At 61.0% G+C, this 15,284-nt stretch carries 12 protein-coding genes, 3 tRNA genes and 1 riboswitch; of the genes, 13 read left to right on the top strand and 2 right to left on the bottom strand.

The annotated features are described in order from the left end of the window. Nucleotides 1–7 precede the first annotated feature (7 nt). The 6 genes from aruF (at nucleotide 8) to astE (ending at nucleotide 6,441) form a co-directional block, all read left to right on the top strand. Nucleotides 8–1,027 carry an arginine/ornithine succinyltransferase subunit alpha gene (aruF, locus tag ACVWVP_RS16905; RefSeq protein WP_176997960.1) on the top strand — a complete coding sequence of 340 codons (1,020 nt, stop codon included), beginning with the start codon at nucleotides 8–10 and terminating at the stop codon, nucleotides 1,025–1,027. A 53-nt stretch (nucleotides 1,028–1,080) separates the two neighbouring features. Beyond that, the gene (astA, locus tag ACVWVP_RS16900) at nucleotides 1,081–2,106 is read left to right on the top strand and encodes an arginine N-succinyltransferase (RefSeq protein WP_178925476.1); all 1,026 of its coding nucleotides are present in this window, start codon (nucleotides 1,081–1,083) and stop codon (nucleotides 2,104–2,106) included. After that, nucleotides 2,106–3,572 (top strand): succinylglutamate-semialdehyde dehydrogenase, encoded by a 1,467-nt coding sequence (gene astD / locus ACVWVP_RS16895; protein ID WP_457407260.1) that lies wholly within the window; start codon nucleotides 2,106–2,108, stop codon nucleotides 3,570–3,572. The genes astA and astD overlap by 1 nt, the downstream gene beginning before the upstream one ends. A gap of 190 nt (nucleotides 3,573–3,762) precedes the next feature. Further along, entirely contained in the window at nucleotides 3,763–5,109 is a 1,347-nt protein-coding gene (gene astB / locus ACVWVP_RS16890; protein WP_178925480.1) for an N-succinylarginine dihydrolase, read from the top strand. 25 nt (nucleotides 5,110–5,134) lie between these two features. Next, nucleotides 5,135–5,425 (top strand): hypothetical protein, encoded by a 291-nt coding sequence (locus ACVWVP_RS16885; protein ID WP_003214319.1) that lies wholly within the window; start codon nucleotides 5,135–5,137, stop codon nucleotides 5,423–5,425. A gap of 11 nt (nucleotides 5,426–5,436) precedes the next feature. Next, a complete protein-coding gene (gene astE, locus ACVWVP_RS16880) occupies nucleotides 5,437–6,441 on the top strand; it encodes a succinylglutamate desuccinylase (RefSeq protein WP_178925482.1) in 1,005 nt (334 codons plus the stop codon). On the opposite strand, the gene ACVWVP_RS16875 is transcribed toward astE, so the two are convergent. Beyond that, a complete protein-coding gene (locus ACVWVP_RS16875) occupies nucleotides 6,438–7,958 on the bottom strand; it encodes a M91 family zinc metallopeptidase (RefSeq protein ID WP_259173100.1) in 1,521 nt (506 codons plus the stop codon). The two genes, astE and ACVWVP_RS16875, sit on opposite strands and share 4 nt — an antisense overlap. A gap of 146 nt (nucleotides 7,959–8,104) precedes the next feature. Next, nucleotides 8,105–8,611, bottom strand: a complete 507-nt coding sequence (locus ACVWVP_RS16870; RefSeq protein ID WP_178925486.1) for a 6,7-dimethyl-8-ribityllumazine synthase — start codon at nucleotides 8,609–8,611, stop codon at nucleotides 8,105–8,107. A 113-nt stretch (nucleotides 8,612–8,724) separates the two neighbouring features. Then, a riboswitch (FMN riboswitch) is annotated at nucleotides 8,725–8,894 on the bottom strand. A 190-nt stretch (nucleotides 8,895–9,084) separates the two neighbouring features. Between ACVWVP_RS16870 and ltaE the strand changes: the two genes are divergently transcribed. From ltaE to ACVWVP_RS16835, 7 genes are all read left to right on the top strand, one after another. Further along, nucleotides 9,085–10,089 (top strand): low-specificity L-threonine aldolase, encoded by a 1,005-nt coding sequence (gene ltaE, locus ACVWVP_RS16865; protein WP_178925488.1) that lies wholly within the window; start codon nucleotides 9,085–9,087, stop codon nucleotides 10,087–10,089. Nucleotides 10,090–10,235: 146 nt separating this feature from the next. Continuing rightward, nucleotides 10,236–12,854 carry an alanine--tRNA ligase gene (gene alaS / locus ACVWVP_RS16860; protein ID WP_457407257.1) on the top strand — a complete coding sequence of 873 codons (2,619 nt, stop codon included), beginning with the start codon at nucleotides 10,236–10,238 and terminating at the stop codon, nucleotides 12,852–12,854. A 97-nt stretch (nucleotides 12,855–12,951) separates the two neighbouring features. Next, on the top strand, nucleotides 12,952–14,193 hold the full coding sequence (locus ACVWVP_RS16855) for an aspartate kinase (RefSeq protein WP_024076998.1): 1,242 nt from the start codon (nucleotides 12,952–12,954) through the stop codon (nucleotides 14,191–14,193). 176 nt (nucleotides 14,194–14,369) lie between these two features. Next, nucleotides 14,370–14,558, top strand: coding sequence for a carbon storage regulator CsrA (csrA, locus tag ACVWVP_RS16850; protein WP_003175645.1), 189 nt, complete (start codon nucleotides 14,370–14,372; stop codon nucleotides 14,556–14,558). A 62-nt stretch (nucleotides 14,559–14,620) separates the two neighbouring features. Then, nucleotides 14,621–14,711, top strand: a tRNA-Ser gene (locus ACVWVP_RS16845). Nucleotides 14,712–14,819: 108 nt separating this feature from the next. Next, nucleotides 14,820–14,896, top strand: a tRNA-Arg gene (locus ACVWVP_RS16840). Nucleotides 14,897–14,968: 72 nt separating this feature from the next. Beyond that, nucleotides 14,969–15,045: transfer RNA gene (locus tag ACVWVP_RS16835), tRNA-Arg, on the top strand. The last annotated feature ends 239 nt before the right edge of the window (nucleotides 15,046–15,284 follow it).

Genomic DNA, 15,284 nt, shown 5'->3' with positions numbered 1-15,284 from the left:
TGACACCATGCTGGTGATGCGCCCCGCGCAAATGGCTGATCTGGGCGAGGTACAGCGTCTGGCTGCGGACAGCCCGATTGGTGTCACCTCCTTGCCGGACGATGTGGAACGCCTCAGCGACAAGATCGCCGCCAGCGAAGCGTCCTTCGCCGCCGAGGTGAGTTTCAACGGTGAAGAAAGCTATTTCTTCGTGCTCGAAGACACCGAGAGCGGCAAGCTCGCCGGCTGCTCGGCCATCGTCGCTTCGGCCGGTTATTCCGAGCCGTTCTACAGCTTTCGTAACGAGACCTTCGTGCACGCCTCCCGCGAGCTGAAGATCCACAACAAGATCCACGTGCTTTCCCAATGCCACGACCTCACCGGCAACAGCCTGCTCACCAGTTTCTACGTGGTGCCCGAGCTGGTCGGTTCGCCGTGGTCGGAACTCAATTCCCGTGGCCGCCTGCTGTTCGTCGCCAGCCACCCCGAGCGCTTTGCCGACTCGGTGGTGACCGAGATCGTCGGCTACAGCGACGAGAACGGTGACTCGCCGTTCTGGGACGCCATCGGCCGCAATTTCTTCGACCTCAACTACGCCGCCGCCGAGCGCCTGTGCGGGCTGAAAAGCCGTACCTTCCTCGCCGAGCTGATGCCGCATTACCCGATCTACGTGCCGCTGCTGCCGGACGAAGCCCAGGAAGCCATGGGCCAGGTGCACCCGCGTGCGCAGATCACCTTCGACATCCTGATGCGCGAAGGCTTCGAGACCGACCACTACATCGACATCTTCGACGGTGGCCCGACATTGCACGCACGGGTCTCGGGCATTCGCTCCATCGCCCAGAGCCGCGTGGTGCCGGTGAAGATCGGCGAGATGGTCAAGGGGGCCGGCCGCCAGTACCTGGTGAGCAACGGGCAGTTGCAGGATTACCGTGCGGTGATGCTGGAGCTGGACTACGCGCCGGGCAAGCCAGTGACCCTGGACCTGGCCGCCGCCGAGGCCCTGGGTGTTGGCGAAGGCGCGAGTGTGCGCCTGGTCGCGGTTTAAAGAATTGAGTGTCGCGGGTGGCTGCCAGGCAGCGGCCCGTCTGAGGAGATAGCATGATCGTTCGTCCCGTACGCAGCAGCGATTTACCGGCCCTGATTGATCTGGCGCGCAGCACTGGCACCGGCCTCACCACCTTGCCGGCCAACGAAGAGCGCCTGACACACCGGGTTGGCTGGGCGGAAAAAACCTTTCGCGGCGACGCCGGGCGTGGCGATGCCGACTACCTGTTCGTGCTGGAAAACGACGAAGGCCGCGTAGTGGGCATTTCCGCCATCGCCGGTGCCGTCGGCCTGCGTGAGCCCTGGTACAACTTCCGGGTGGGCCTGACCGTCAGCGCCTCCCAGGAACTGAATATCTACCGCGAGATTCCGACGCTGTTTTTGGCCAACGACCTCACCGGCAACTCCGAGCTGTGTTCGTTGTTCCTGCACGCCGATTACCGCACCGGCCTCAACGGCCGCATGCTGGCCAAGGCACGCCTGCTGTTCATCGCCGAATTCCCGCAGCTGTTTGGCAACAAGATCATCGCCGAGATGCGCGGTGTGTCCAACGACGCGGGGCGTTCACCGTTCTGGGAAAGCTTGGGCCGTCACTTCTTCAAGATGGAATTCAGCCAGGCGGATTACCTCACCGGCGTGGGCAACAAGGCGTTTATCGCCGAGTTGATGCCAAAGTTTCCGCTGTACAGCTGCTTCCTGTCCGAAGACGCGCGCAACGTGATCGGCAAGGTGCATCCGGACACCGAGCCGGCGCTGAGCATGCTCAAGAGCGAAGGTTTCAGCTACCAGGGCTATGTCGATATCTTCGACGCCGGCCCGGCCGTGGAGTGTGAAACCACCAAGATCCGTGCGGTGCGCGACAGCCAGTCGCTGGTGTTGGCCATCGGCACGCCGGGGGACGACGCCACGCCGTTCCTCATCCACAACCGCAAACGCGAAGAGTGCCGTATTACCGCCGCACCGGCCCGCCTGGCAGCGGGCACTTTGGTGGTCGATCCGCTGACCGCCAAGCGCCTGCAACTGGTGGTGGGTGATCAAGTGCGTGCCGTACCGTTGTCCGCTGCTCGGGAGTCCAAGTAATGAATTCGCTGTATATCGCAGGTAGCTGGCTGGCTGGCCAGGGTGAACTGTTCGAATCGCGCAACCCGGTGACCCAGCAGGTGCTGTGGGCGGGCAATGGCGCCACGGCCGAGCAGGTTGAATCCGCCGTGCAGGCCGCGCGCCAGGCATTCCCGGCCTGGGCCAGGCGCCCGTTGGAAGAACGCATCAGTGTGCTGGAAACCTTCGCTGCTACCCTGAAACAACGCGCCGATGAAATCGCCCATTGCATCGGTGAAGAGACCGGCAAGCCGCTGTGGGAGTCGGCCACCGAAGTCACCAGCATGGCCAACAAGATCGCCATCTCGGTGCAAAGCTACCGCGAGCGTACCGGCGAGAAGAGCGGCCCCCTGGCCGACGCCACTGCCGTATTGCGCCACAAGCCCCACGGCGTGGTGGCGGTGTTTGGCCCCTATAACTTCCCGGGTCACTTGCCCAACGGGCACATCGTGCCGGCGTTGCTGGCGGGTAACACCGTGCTGTTCAAGCCCAGCGAGCTGACCCCCAAGGTTGCCGAACTGACCGTGCAATGCTGGATCGAAGCCGGCCTGCCGGCGGGTGTGTTGAACCTGCTGCAGGGCGCGCGGGAAACCGGTATCGCCCTGGCGGCCAACCCGGGTATCGACGGGTTGTTCTTCACCGGTTCCAGCCGTACCGGCAACCATCTGCACCAGCAGTTCTCGGGGCGTCCGGACAAGATCCTGGCCCTGGAAATGGGCGGCAACAACCCGCTGGTGGTGGATGAAGTGGCTGACGTGGATGCGGCGGTCTATACCATCATCCAGTCGGCGTTCATCTCGGCAGGCCAGCGTTGCACCTGTGCGCGCCGCCTGCTGGTGCCGGAAGGCGCGTGGGGCGATGCGCTGCTGGCGCGCCTGGTGGCGGTCAGCTCGACCATTGCAGTGGGCGCGTTTGACCAGCAACCCGCGCCGTTCATGGGCTCGGTGATTTCCCTCGCGGCAGCCAAGGCACTGATGGAAGCCCAGGAATTGATGTTGGCCAACGGCGCGGTCGCGTTGCTGGAAATGACCCAGCCCCAGGATCAGGCGGCGTTGCTGACCCCAGGCATCATTGACGTGACCGGCGTGACCGAGCGTGAAGACGAAGAGCTGTTCGGCCCGCTGCTGCAGGTGATCCGCTACACGGGTTTCGAAGCGGCGATTGCCGAGGCCAACAACACGCAATACGGCCTGGCGGCGGGCTTGTTGTCGGACTCCGAGGCGCGCTACCAGCAGTTCTGGCTGGAAAGCCGGGCGGGGATCGTCAACTGGAACAAACAGCTGACCGGCGCCGCCAGTACCGCGCCGTTTGGTGGGGTAGGGGCCTCGGGCAACCACCGCGCCAGTGCGTATTACGCGGCGGATTATTGCGCGTACCCGGTGGCGTCGTTGGAGACCCCAACCTTGGCGGTGCCAGCAACCCTGACCCCTGGCATTACGCTGATCTAAAGGTGGGGCTGATTTGTGTGGGAGCAGGCTTGCCTGCGATTGCATCACCCTGGTCCAACTGACGGACCGAGGTGTCTGCATCGCCGGCAAGCCAGCTCCTACAGTTGATTGGGTTTACAGATAGAGAGTTGCGGTGATTTAAGCGTCGCAGCTGATGCCTATAAAAACAGATGTTCGTGGAGCCTCGCCGATGAAATCCTATGAAGTCAATTTTGACGGTCTAGTGGGGCCGACCCATAACTATGGCGGTTTGTCCTTCGGCAACGTCGCGTCCCAGAGCAACAGCCAGCAGCATTCCAACCCCAAGGAAGCGGCGTTGCAGGGCCTGCAGAAAATGAAAGCCCTGATGGACATGGGCTTTGTGCAAGGCGTATTGGCGCCCCAGGAACGTCCTGATGTGGCCGCCTTGCGCAGCCTCGGTTTCAGCGGCAGCGACGCCCAGGTGATCCAGCAGGCCGCCAAGCAAGCCATGCCGCTGCTGGTGGCGAGCTGCTCGGCGTCGAGCATGTGGGTGGCCAACGCCGCCACGGTCAGCCCGAGCGCCGACACCTTTGACGGCCGCGTGCATTTCACCGCCGCCAACCTCAACTGCAAATACCACCGCAGCATCGAGCACCCGACCACCAGCCGCGTGCTGGGTGCGATGTTCGCCGATGGGAAGCACTTCGCCCATCACGCCGCCTTGCCGGCCGTGGCGCAGTTTGGTGACGAAGGCGCCGCCAACCACACGCGTTTCTGCCGTGAGTACGGCGAGGCGGGCGTTGAGTTTTTCGTGTTCGGCCGCAGTGCGTTCGACCCGCGCTACCCGGCGCCGCAGAAGTACCCGGCGCGCCAGACCCTTGAAGCGTCCCAGGCCGTTGCACGCCTGCACGGGCTCAAGGACGACGGCGTGGTCTACGCCCAGCAGAACCCGGCGGTGATCGATGCCGGCGTGTTCCACAACGACGTGATCGCGGTGGGCAACGGCGAAGTGCTGTTCTATCACGAGGACGCGTTCCTCAATACCGAACAGATGCTGGGCGAACTGCACGCCAAGTTGGGCAAGCTGGGCGGCAACTTCCAGTCCGTTTGCGTGCCGCGCGCCCAGGTCAGCGTCGAGGACGCCGTGCGTTCGTACCTGTTCAACAGCCAGTTGCTCAGCCGTGCCGACGGCTCGATGCTGTTGATCGTGCCGGAAGAATGCCGCGCCAACGAGCGCGTCTGGCAGTACTTGCAGGGCCTGACCGCTTCCGGTGGGCTGATCCGCGAAGTGAAGGTGTTCGACCTCAAGCAAAGCATGCAGAACGGCGGTGGCCCGGCGTGCCTGCGCTTGCGCGTGGCGTTGAATGAAACGGAACTGGCGGCGGTGAATCCAGGCGTTATCATGACGGCGCCGTTGTACGAAACGCTGACCCAATGGGTAGGCAAGCATTACCGCGACAGCCTGCGCGAAAGCGACCTGGCTGACCCGCAGTTACTGCTTGAATGCCGGACGGCACTGGATGAACTGACGCAAATCCTTAAACTGGGCTCGGTTTATCCTTTCCAGATCAATTAACGCCATACGGCTGAGAACTATAGTTATGACCACCGACACCCTGAAGCTGATCCTTGAAGACACCGACGGCACCCAGCTGGAAACTTCCTGCACCCGCGTCGCGGTGGTGTGGCAGGGCAAGGAGATCTGGATCCAGCACGACGGCCGTGGCCAACTGCTGATCGGCGTGGACGTGGAAGAAGGCGACGCCGAGTACGCCAACCTGCTGATGCGCCCGCTGGCCACCAACCTGATGAGCCTGCAACTGGAAATGGAACCGGCCGACGTTGAAGGTGACGACGACGATCACGTCCACGGTCCAGGCTGCAACCACTAAGGAAGCTGCTTATGCTCGCCCTCGGCAAACTGCTTGAACTGACCCTCGCCGGTCGTGAACCGGCGCAAAAAATTCAACTGACTGTCGACGGCGTGCAGATGCGCTGGCTCAGCGAGGGCGCGCTTGAAGTACGCCCGCCGCAGGGCCGCGACAACGGCAGCGACTTGCTGCTGTCGTCTGGCATCCATGGCAACGAAACCGCGCCGATCGAACTGCTCGACCGCCTGTTGCATGGCATTGCCCGTGGGGAGATCAAGCCCCGCAACCGCATCCTGTTCCTGTTCGGCAACCCCGAGGCCATGCGTCGCGGCGAGCGTTACCTGGAACTGGACGTCAACCGGCTGTTCAACGGCCGTCACGAACAAAACATCGGCCCGGAGGCCATGCGCGCCGCCGAGCTGGAGCAACTGGCCCGCACCTTCTTCAGCCTGCCGGGCCGTTCGCGCCTGCATTACGACCTGCACACGGCGATTCGTGGTTCGAAGATCGAACAGTTTGCGCTGTACCCGTGGAAGGACGGGCGCCAGCATTCACGCCGCGAACTGGAACGCCTGCGTGCCGCCGGCATGGAAGCGGTGTTGTTGCAGAACAAGACCTCGATCACCTTTACCGCATTCACCTACGAGCAACTGGAGGCTGAAGCCTTCACCCTGGAATTGGGCAAGGCGCGGCCGTTCGGGCAGAACCAGGGCGTGGACGTGTCCCGCCTGGAAACCCGCTTGAAGCAGATCATCGAAGGCACCGAACCTGAGGTGTCCAGCCTGGATGGCCTGCAACTGTTTGCCGTGTCCCGTGAAGTCATCAAGCACAGCGATGCTTTCCTGATGCACTTGCCAGCGGATGTGGAAAACTTCTCTCCGCTGGCCAAGGGGTATCTGCTGGCAGAAGACGTGGCCAAGACCCGTTGGGTGATCGAGGAGGAGGGCGCGCGGATCATCTTCCCCAACCCGAAGGTCAAGAATGGCCTGCGGGCAGGGATTCTGATTGTGCCTTGCTCGGATGCGGCGCTGGGCTAGTCGCCTTTCTTGCTCGAAAAGTAGCTGCTGCGCAGCGGCAGTCCGAACTCCTTGCGAATGCCATTTTCGGTGAAGGCTTCGGGGTTGGTCTGTGTGGGCGGCGTCGCAGGGTTGAAGTCGAAGTCAAAAGGCTCCATGGCAATGGGCAGGCCCACGGCCTGACGCTCTCGGTTGGGCGTCTGTACGGTTTTGCTCCCTTCTGTTTCTGCGGTCTCGCCAGGGACTGCGGTGCCGGTCACAGCGTTGTAGGCGTGACACAGCTCGTGATACAGCCCGATGATCGGCAGCAGACCTGACGGGCTGAAGTTCGGGTTGTATTTCACCAACCCCCCGTAGGCCGGGGTGCCAGGTTGACCGCTGCGAAGGACGGGTTCCTCTGTTGTGGAGGACAGCGTGAACGACGCGTTCGCCATTTCAAAGAACTCAATTCGCACCGGTTGCCCGCCCTTTCGTGCCGCAGTATCCAGCGCCAGCAACAGCTGTTGCCCATTGGGTGAGAGGCGAAACAGTGCAAGGTCTGCCTCTACGCGCGCGATGAAATCCGCCGTGCCCTCGACCCGTACGCCGGTTTTACCGGCGTCACTGGCAGCCACCAGCGTGTGATTGACGGCATGGGGATCGTCAGGCATCAGCACCGCCATGATCTGTTCGACACTGGGTAAAGGCAGGGTGTTGAGTTTTTCCAGCATCCACTCACGGCGTTGAGCATTGCTGATGGCGACCATTTTCGTATCCGGCTGGCTGTATACCGTGTCGATCGGTTTTAGCCGACTGACAAGGTCATGCCCCTGGCCGGGGTAGATGACATGGGTGCCAGTGCCGGCATTGATGGCGTCGTTGCCGTCACCCCCACTGAGAATGTTATGCCCGCTGCCGCCGGTGATGACATCATCGCCGGGGCCGCCGTCGATGAAGTTCAACCCGCTGCCTGCTTGAACACGGTCGTCGCCCAGGCCGGCATAAACCCGGGTGTTCTCAGCGCTGGAAATGTGGATGCTGTCATCGCCGCTCCCGGCGTCCAGGTTGCAGATGCCCGAGGTGACTTTAACGGTATCGTTACCCTCGCCGGTCAAGAGGGTAGTATGCCGACCGCCGACATTCAGGTAGTCATCTCCGGAACCTGAGTTGATAACGACGGGGTTTTCTATGCCATCGTCCAGGTGCAACGTGTCTGCGCCCTCACGGGTAGTGAGGATGAGGGTCTGTTGTCTGGATGAAGGGATGATCCGGTAGAGCGTGTTGGCCACATGGAGATGTAACTGATCGCCCTCGGTGGTGAGCCAGAGCGAGTTTTGCTCGGCCTTGAAGGTAAACCGCAGCAGGTCGTCCAGCGGGGGCTTGCGGTTAAGCGTGCGCAACCTGACGCGCACGACGTTCAGGTGATTGTCCTGGTAGACCATTTTTTCCGACGATAAAGGCAGGATGGGCTCCAGTCCCAGGTCGTTGAGGGACGGGCAGCCACCGTATATGGCATAGGTGTCGCTGGGGGTGTCAGGCACAAAGTGGGGGCGGGTCATGGTCGTGCAGGCCTCATGTGAGTGGTGGGCTGGGGATCAGCCGGTGGCTCACTAGACCGCATCTACCTGGAACGTCGGTGGTAGATGCTTCAATGAAAACGCCCCGGTCACGGGGGTGAGCGGGGCGTTTTCGACGCGGCCTGGATTCAGACCGCCAGCTTCTGCTCGCTGCGGCGGATTGCACGTACCTTGTGCAGGGTATCGGCACAGGTGCGGGCGGCTTCCTGGCCCTTGTGCACGAAGTGATCGAAGAAGAAGGTGTGGTGTTCGCTGCCCGCGTGGAAGTGGTGCGGGGTCAGGGACACCGAGAACACCGGTACTTCCGTTTCCAGCTGCACTTGCATCAGGCCGCTGACCACCGATTGGGCGACGAATTCGTGGCGGTAGATGCCGCCGTCCACCACCAGCGCGGCGGCGACGATACCGGCGTAACGACCGGTCTTGGCCAGCAGCTTGGCGTGCAGGGGCATTTCAAAGGCGCCGCCGACTTCGAAGAAATCGATGTCCGATTCCTGGTAGCCCTGCGCGATCATTTCGGCGAGGAAGCCTTTGCGCGATTGGTCGACAATATCCTTGTGCCAGCAGGCCTGGATAAACGCGACGCGCTCGCCGTGGTGGTGCTTGATTTTGCTGTCGATTGCGGTGGGTTGCATGTTCTGACTCCTGTTTAAGAAAAAAACAGGGCGTTATGAATCGAATGGGATTTAAGGGTACGGACAGCTTCGTCATGCAAGCATGAGGTCGGCGCGCGGCTCTTAGGTGCCAATCCCGTTCTCTCTTCATCCGGACTATGACCGTCGGCCCCGGGATCACACCGGGTCTGCTGACCTTGTCGCCGTCCTGCGCGAGCAGTTCGAGGCGCCAAGCGCTCGCGGGCTATGCACATTGCGTGCAATTACCGCCGGTGGGGAATTGCACCCCGCCCTGAGAACGTTGCCGCCAGAACCCTGGCGGCGGAGAGTTTTTAACACGGTTTTTCAAAAACTGCACCACCGCTGTATCGATAAGCTATATCGGTTTGTTTGGTTGGTATTCGATTGAAGGGGTTTGGGGCTTGATATTCCGTGGCTTTGCCCGCAGTAATCTGTTTCAAAAGGAACTTACTCATCCCTCAGAGGCTTGTTTCATGTCTGTGATCGACCTGCGCAGCGACACCGTGACCCAACCCACCCCCGGCATGCGGGACGCCATGGCCAATGCGGCCAGCGGTGATGACGTGTACGGCGAAGACCCCAGCGTCAACCATCTGGAAGCCGAACTGGCCAAACGCCTGGGTTTTGCCGCTGCGTTGTTCGTGCCCACCGGCACCATGAGCAACCTGTTGGCGTTGATGGCGCACTGTGAGCGTGGCGAGGAATACATCGTCGGCCAGCAGGCCCACACCTACAAGTACGAAGGTGGCGGCGCGGCGGTGCTCGGTTCGATCCAGCCCCAGCCACTGGAAGTGCAGGCGGACGGCTCGCTGGACCTGGACCAGGTGCTGGCGGCGATCAAGCCTGATGACTTCCACTTTGCCCGCACGCGTCTGCTGGCGCTGGAAAACACCATGCAAGGCAAGGTGTTGCCGCTGGAGTACCTGGCGAAGGCGAGGGCGTTTACCCGTGAACACGGCCTGGCCCTGCATTTGGATGGCGCGCGGCTCTACAACGCGGCGGTCAAGCTGGGCGTGGATGCGCGGGAAATTGCCCGGCATTTCGATTCGGTGTCGGTGTGCCTGTCCAAGGGCCTCGGCGCGCCGATTGGTTCGGTGCTGTGCGGCTCCACGGCGTTGATCGCCAAGGCGCGTCGCCTGCGCAAGATGGTCGGCGGTGGCATGCGTCAGGCCGGTTCGCTGGCGGCAGCGGGGCTGTATGCCCTGGATCATCAGGTGCAGCGTCTGGCCGAGGACCACGCCAACGCCCAATGGCTGGGGGATGAACTGCGCAAGGCCGGTTTTGAGGTCGAGCCGGTGCAGACCAACATGGTCTACGTGCAGATCGGCGACCGGGCGCAGGCCCTGAAGGCGTTTGCCGCCGAGCGCGGCATCACGTTGAGCGCCGCACCGCGCCTGCGCATGGTCACGCATCTGGACGTGAGCCGGGCGCAGATGGAGCAGGTGCTGCAGACATTTGTCGAGTTTTCCCGAAAATGACAGTGCAGACCGTCTAATTGACTGTTTCTATCGCATAAACACGCTGTACCACCGGCAAAGGGCCGATATAATGCGGCCCTTTGCCGTCGCTCCGTCTGATGATGTTGCGCACTGGCCTTTGGCCGCAGCCTCCGTGGAAGAACCTAATGAAAAGCGCAGAAATCCGTGAAGCCTTCCTTCGCTTCTTCGAAGAGCAAGGTCACACCCGTGTAGCCTCCAGCTCCTTGATCCCAGGCAATGACCCCACCCTGCTGTTCACCAACGCGGGCATGAACCAGTTCAAGGACTGCTTCCTGGGTCAGGAAAAACGTGCCTACACCCGTGCTGTCAGCAGCCAGAAGTGCGTGCGCGCCGGTGGTAAGCACAACGACCTGGAGAACGTCGGCTACACCGCCCGTCACCACACCTTTTTCGAAATGCTCGGCAACTTCAGCTTTGGCGACTATTTCAAGCAGGACGCGATCAACTTCGCCTGGACCTTCCTCACCGGCGTGCTGAAGCTGCCGAAGGAAAAACTCTGGGTGACCGTCTACGCCAGCGATGACGAAGCCTACGACATCTGGACGAAGCAGGTTGGCGTACCGGCCGAGCGCATGGTGCGTATCGGCGATAACAAAGGCGCACCGTACGCGTCCGACAACTTCTGGACCATGGGCGACACCGGCCCGTGCGGCCCTTGCACCGAGATCTTCTACGACCACGGCGCCGACATCTGGGGCGGCCCTCCGGGTTCGCCGGAAGAAGACGGCGACCGTTACATCGAGATCTGGAACAACGTGTTCATGCAGTTCAACCGCACCGCCGATGGCGTGCTGCATCCACTGCCAGCGCCGTCGGTGGACACCGGCATGGGCCTGGAGCGGATCAGTGCGGTGATGCAGCACGTGCATTCCAACTACGAAATCGACCTGTTCCAGAGCCTGCTGGCCGCGGCTGCCAAGGCCATCGGTTGCGCCAACGAAGAGCAGGCTTCGCTCAAGGTGGTGGCTGACCACATCCGTTCCTGCGGTTTCCTGATTGCCGACGGCGTGCTGCCGTCCAACGAAGGTCGTGGTTATGTGCTGCGCCGCATCATCCGTCGCGCCTGCCGCCACGGTAACAAGCTGGGTGCCAACGGCAGCTTCTTCTACCAGATCGTTGCGGCCCTGGTGGCCGAGATGGGCGACGCGTTCCCTGAGCTGACCCAGAACCAGGCGCACATTGAGCGCGTGTTGAAGGCCGAGGAAGAGCAGTTCGCCAAGACCCTGGAGCAGGGCCTGAAAATCCTCGAGCAGGACCTTGCCGGCCTGCAGGGCACCGTGGTGCCGGGCGACGTGGTGTTCAAGCTCTACGACACCTATGGTTTCCCGATGGACCTGACCGGCGACATCGCCCGTGAGCGCAACCTGACCCTCGACGAGGAAGGTTTCGAGCGCGAGATGGAAGCCCAGCGCGTGCGCGCACGTTCGGCCAGCTCGTTCGGCCTGGACTACAACAGCCTGGTCAAGGTTGACGTGGCCACCGAGTTCACCGGCTACACCGCCACCCAAGCCTCGGCCAAAGTGGTTGCCCTCTATAAAGAAGGCCAGTCGGTCGACGTCTTGAATGAAGGTGACGACGGTGTTGTGGTGCTGGACCAGACCCCGTTCTACGCCGAATCCGGTGGCCAGATCGGCGACTGCGGCTTCCTCAAGGCTGCCTCCGGCCGTTTTGACGTGCGCGACACCACCAAGACCGGTGGTGCGTTCCTGCATCACGGTGTGCTGGCTTCGGGCAGCCTGACCGTAGGTTCGCCGGTAGACGCGCAAGTGGACGCGGACGTGCGTCACGCCACGTCGCTGAACCACTCGGCCACTCACTTGCTGCACGCTGCACTGCGCCAGGTACTGGGCGAGCACGTTCAGCAGAAAGGTTCGTTGGTGGACAGCCAGCGCCTGCGTTTCGACTTCAGCCACTTTGAAGCGATCAAGCCTGAGCAGATCAAGGCGCTGGAAGACATCGTCAACGCCGAGATCCGCAAGAACACCGCAGTGGAAACCGAAGAGACCGATATCGAGACCGCCAAGGCCAAGGGCGCCATGGCGCTGTTCGGCGAGAAGTACGGCGACAGCGTGCGCGTGCTGAGCATGGGCGGCGATTTCTCGGTGGAACTGTGTGGCGGTATCCACGCCAACCGTACCGGCGATATCGCCTTGCTCAAGATCATCAGCGAAGGCGGCGTGGCCTCTGGTGTACGTCGTATTGAAGCAGTGACCGGCGCTGCGGCCCTGGCCTACCTCAATGCGGCCGAAGAACAACTCAAGGAAGCGGCCAGCCTGGTCAAGGGCAGCCGCGACAACCTGATCGACAAGCTGTCCGCTGTGCTGGAGCGCAACCGTGCGCTGGAGAAACAGCTGGAACAGTTGCAAGCCAAGGCAGCCAGTGCGGCGGGTGACGATTTGTCTGCTACCGCGCTGGACGTCAAGGGTGTGAAAGTCCTGGCTGCGCGCCTGGATGGCCAGGACGGCAAGGCGTTGTTGGCCTTGGTCGATCAGTTGAAGAACAAGCTCGGCCGCGCAGTGATCCTGCTCGGCGGTGTCCATGAGGATAAGGTCGTTCTGGTTGCCGGTGTAACCAAGGACCTGACTGGCCAACTCAAGGCCGGTGATTTGATGAAGCAAGCCGCTGCGGCAGTGGGCGGGAAGGGCGGTGGTCGTCCGGACATGGCGCAAGGCGGTGGTGTAGACGCAGGCTCCCTGGACGCGGCCCTGGCCCTGACCGTGCCGTTTGTCGAGGCAGGCATTTAAGGCACTGTTAATGAGCCCATGGTCTAGTCATGGGCTCGCTGCGGTGCTGGAAGATTTGTTTATTGGGCGCCCCTTTACGGGCTGAGGCGGCTTAGAAATGGCTTTGATCGTACAGAAATTTGGAGGCACCTCGGTCGGCTCTGTCGAAAGAATCGAGCAGGTCGCCGACAAGGTTAAGAAATTCCGCGATGCCGGCGACGACCTGGTGGTGGTGCTGTCGGCCATGAGCGGTGAGACCAATCGCCTGATCGACCTGGCCAAGGCAATCAGCGGTGATCAACAGCCGCTGCCGCGTGAGCTGGATGTGATCGTGTCGACCGGTGAGCAGGTGACCATTGCTCTGTTGGCCATGGCGCTGAACAAGCGTGGCGTGCCCGCGGTGTCCTACACTGGCAGCCAGGTACGTATCCTGACCGACAGTGCGCACACCAAGGCGCGCATCCTGCAGATCGACGATCAGAAGATTCGTGCGGACCTGAAGGAAGGTCGAGTGGTCGTTGTCGCCGGTTTCCAGGGCGTTGACGAGCAAGGCAACATCACCACCCTCGGGCGTGGCGGTTCGGACACCACTGGCGTAGCGTTGGCAGCGGCCCTGAAGGCCGATGAATGCCAGATCTACACCGATGTCGACGGCGTCTACACCACTGACCCGCGTGTGGTGTCCGTGGCCCAGCGCCTGGACAAGATTACCTTTGAAGAGATGCTGGAAATGGCCAGCCTCGGTTCCAAGGTGCTGCAGATTCGCGCGGTGGAGTTCGCCGGCAAGTACAACGTTCCGCTGCGCGTATTGCACAGCTTCAAAGAGGGTCCGGGCACCCTCATTACTATTGATGAAGAGGAATCCATGGAACAGCCGATCATTTCCGGCATCGCTTTCAACCGCGATGAAGCCAAGCTGACGATCCGTGGCGTGCCAGACACCCCGGGCGTGGCCTTCAAGATCCTGGGCCCTATCAGTGGCGCGAACATTGAAGTCGACATGATCGTGCAGAACGTTTCGCACGATAACACCACCGATTTCACTTTCACCGTGCACCGCAACGAGTACGATGCGGCGGAGCGGATCCTGCAGAACACCGCCAGCGAGATCGGCGCACGTGAAGTGGTCGGCGACACCAAGATTGCCAAGGTGTCGATCGTGGGTGTGGGCATGCGTTCCCATGCCGGCGTTGCCAGCCGCATGTTCGAGGCCCTGGCCAAGGAAAGCATCAACATCCAGATGATCTCCACGTCTGAGATCAAGGTCTCGGTGGTGATCGAAGAGAAGTACCTGGAGTTGGCTGTGCGCGCCTTGCACACCGCTTTTGAGCTCGACGCTCCGGCCCGACAGGGCGAGTGATGCAGTGCCAGGAAGGCGCGGTTTACCGCGCCTTTCCTTTTTTTGTGGGGCGCATGTTCTTTTGCGTGGGCTCGACAATACTTAGGCGGGTAGGGCTATGACCTTTTTGGTTGTAGGTCGAAGGCCTTTTTTTTGCAGACTGTTGTTCCTGAACTGAAATGCGTGAGGAGAAAGGTATGCTGATTCTGACTCGTCGGTGCGCAGAAAGCCTGATTATCGGTGATGGCGAAATCACCGTGACCGTGCTCGGCGTCAAAGGCAATCAAGTACGTATCGGGGTTAACGCTCCGAAAGAGGTAGCGGTCCACCGCGAGGAAATCTACCTGCGGATCAAGAAAGAGAAGGACGAAGAACCAAGCCTTTAATTTTTATCGTTTTTTATGTTTGCAAACGGGGATGAACGTGGTTAATATACGCCCCGTGTTGCGGAGAGCTGGCCGAGTGGCCGAAGGCGCTCCCCTGCTAAGGGAGTACACCTCAAAAGGGTGTCGGGGGTTCGAATCCCCCGTTCTCCGCCATTATTTGCTTAGTACGTTGCAATCTGGTTTTTTCGCTAAGTTGTTGAAATTAAACGAAAAAATAGCTTTACATAGAGATTGAACGGCCTATAATGCGCGGCAACAAATGCACTCGTAGCTCAGCTGGATAGAGTACTCGGCTACGAACCGAGCGGTCACAGGTTCGAATCCTGTCGAGTGCACCATTTAAGAGTTAGTTGCAGCGATGCAGGTAGCTTGGCTTCAACCAGTTGTGATCTGGTCTAAAAACACAATCTGCACTCGTAGCTCAGCTGGATAGAGTACTCGGCTACGAACCGAGCGGTCACAGGTTCGAATCCTGTCGAGTGCACCATACAAACAAAAAGCCCGCCGAGTGCGGGCTTTTTGCCGTCTGGGGTTTGTGTAGGACTTCATCTTTTTCTCCTGCCTTCATGTGTTTTCCTTCTCCGCTACGTCGTCGCAGTTCATAGATGCAGCCGATGCTCAGCTTTGGCTCGCAAGCGCTTGTTCTTTCCAGTTTTTTGACGTTAAAAGCGCGCGCAGCGTGTATCATTGCGCCCGTCAGCCCCGCCGGGGCTTGTGGAATACCTC

Source organism: Pseudomonas sp. TE24901, from assembly GCF_054058375.1.
Note: the sequence above shows the minus strand (reverse complement) of the source record. Positions and strands in the feature narration are given on the sequence as shown.

Excerpts from the sequence above, each read along its gene's own strand:
- ACVWVP_RS16885 (WP_003214319.1), top strand. The coding sequence starts at position 5,135 with ATGACCACCGACACCCTGAAGCTGATCCTTGAAGACACCGACGGCACC.
- alaS (WP_457407257.1), top strand. The coding sequence starts at position 10,236 with ATGAAAAGCGCAGAAATCCGTGAAGCCTTCCTTCGCTTCTTCGAAGAG.
- aruF (WP_176997960.1), top strand. The coding sequence starts at position 8 with ATGCTGGTGATGCGCCCCGCGCAAATGGCTGATCTGGGCGAGGTACAG.
- ltaE (WP_178925488.1), top strand. The coding sequence starts at position 9,085 with ATGTCTGTGATCGACCTGCGCAGCGACACCGTGACCCAACCCACCCCC.
- astA (WP_178925476.1), top strand. The coding sequence starts at position 1,081 with ATGATCGTTCGTCCCGTACGCAGCAGCGATTTACCGGCCCTGATTGAT.
- astD (WP_457407260.1), top strand. The coding sequence starts at position 2,106 with ATGAATTCGCTGTATATCGCAGGTAGCTGGCTGGCTGGCCAGGGTGAA.
- ACVWVP_RS16875 (WP_259173100.1), bottom strand. The coding sequence starts at position 7,958 with ATGACCCGCCCCCACTTTGTGCCTGACACCCCCAGCGACACCTATGCC.
- ACVWVP_RS16870 (WP_178925486.1), bottom strand. The coding sequence starts at position 8,611 with ATGCAACCCACCGCAATCGACAGCAAAATCAAGCACCACCACGGCGAG.
- astE (WP_178925482.1), top strand. The coding sequence starts at position 5,437 with ATGCTCGCCCTCGGCAAACTGCTTGAACTGACCCTCGCCGGTCGTGAA.
- astB (WP_178925480.1), top strand. The coding sequence starts at position 3,763 with ATGAAATCCTATGAAGTCAATTTTGACGGTCTAGTGGGGCCGACCCAT.
- csrA (WP_003175645.1), top strand. The coding sequence starts at position 14,370 with ATGCTGATTCTGACTCGTCGGTGCGCAGAAAGCCTGATTATCGGTGAT.
- ACVWVP_RS16855 (WP_024076998.1), top strand. The coding sequence starts at position 12,952 with ATGGCTTTGATCGTACAGAAATTTGGAGGCACCTCGGTCGGCTCTGTC.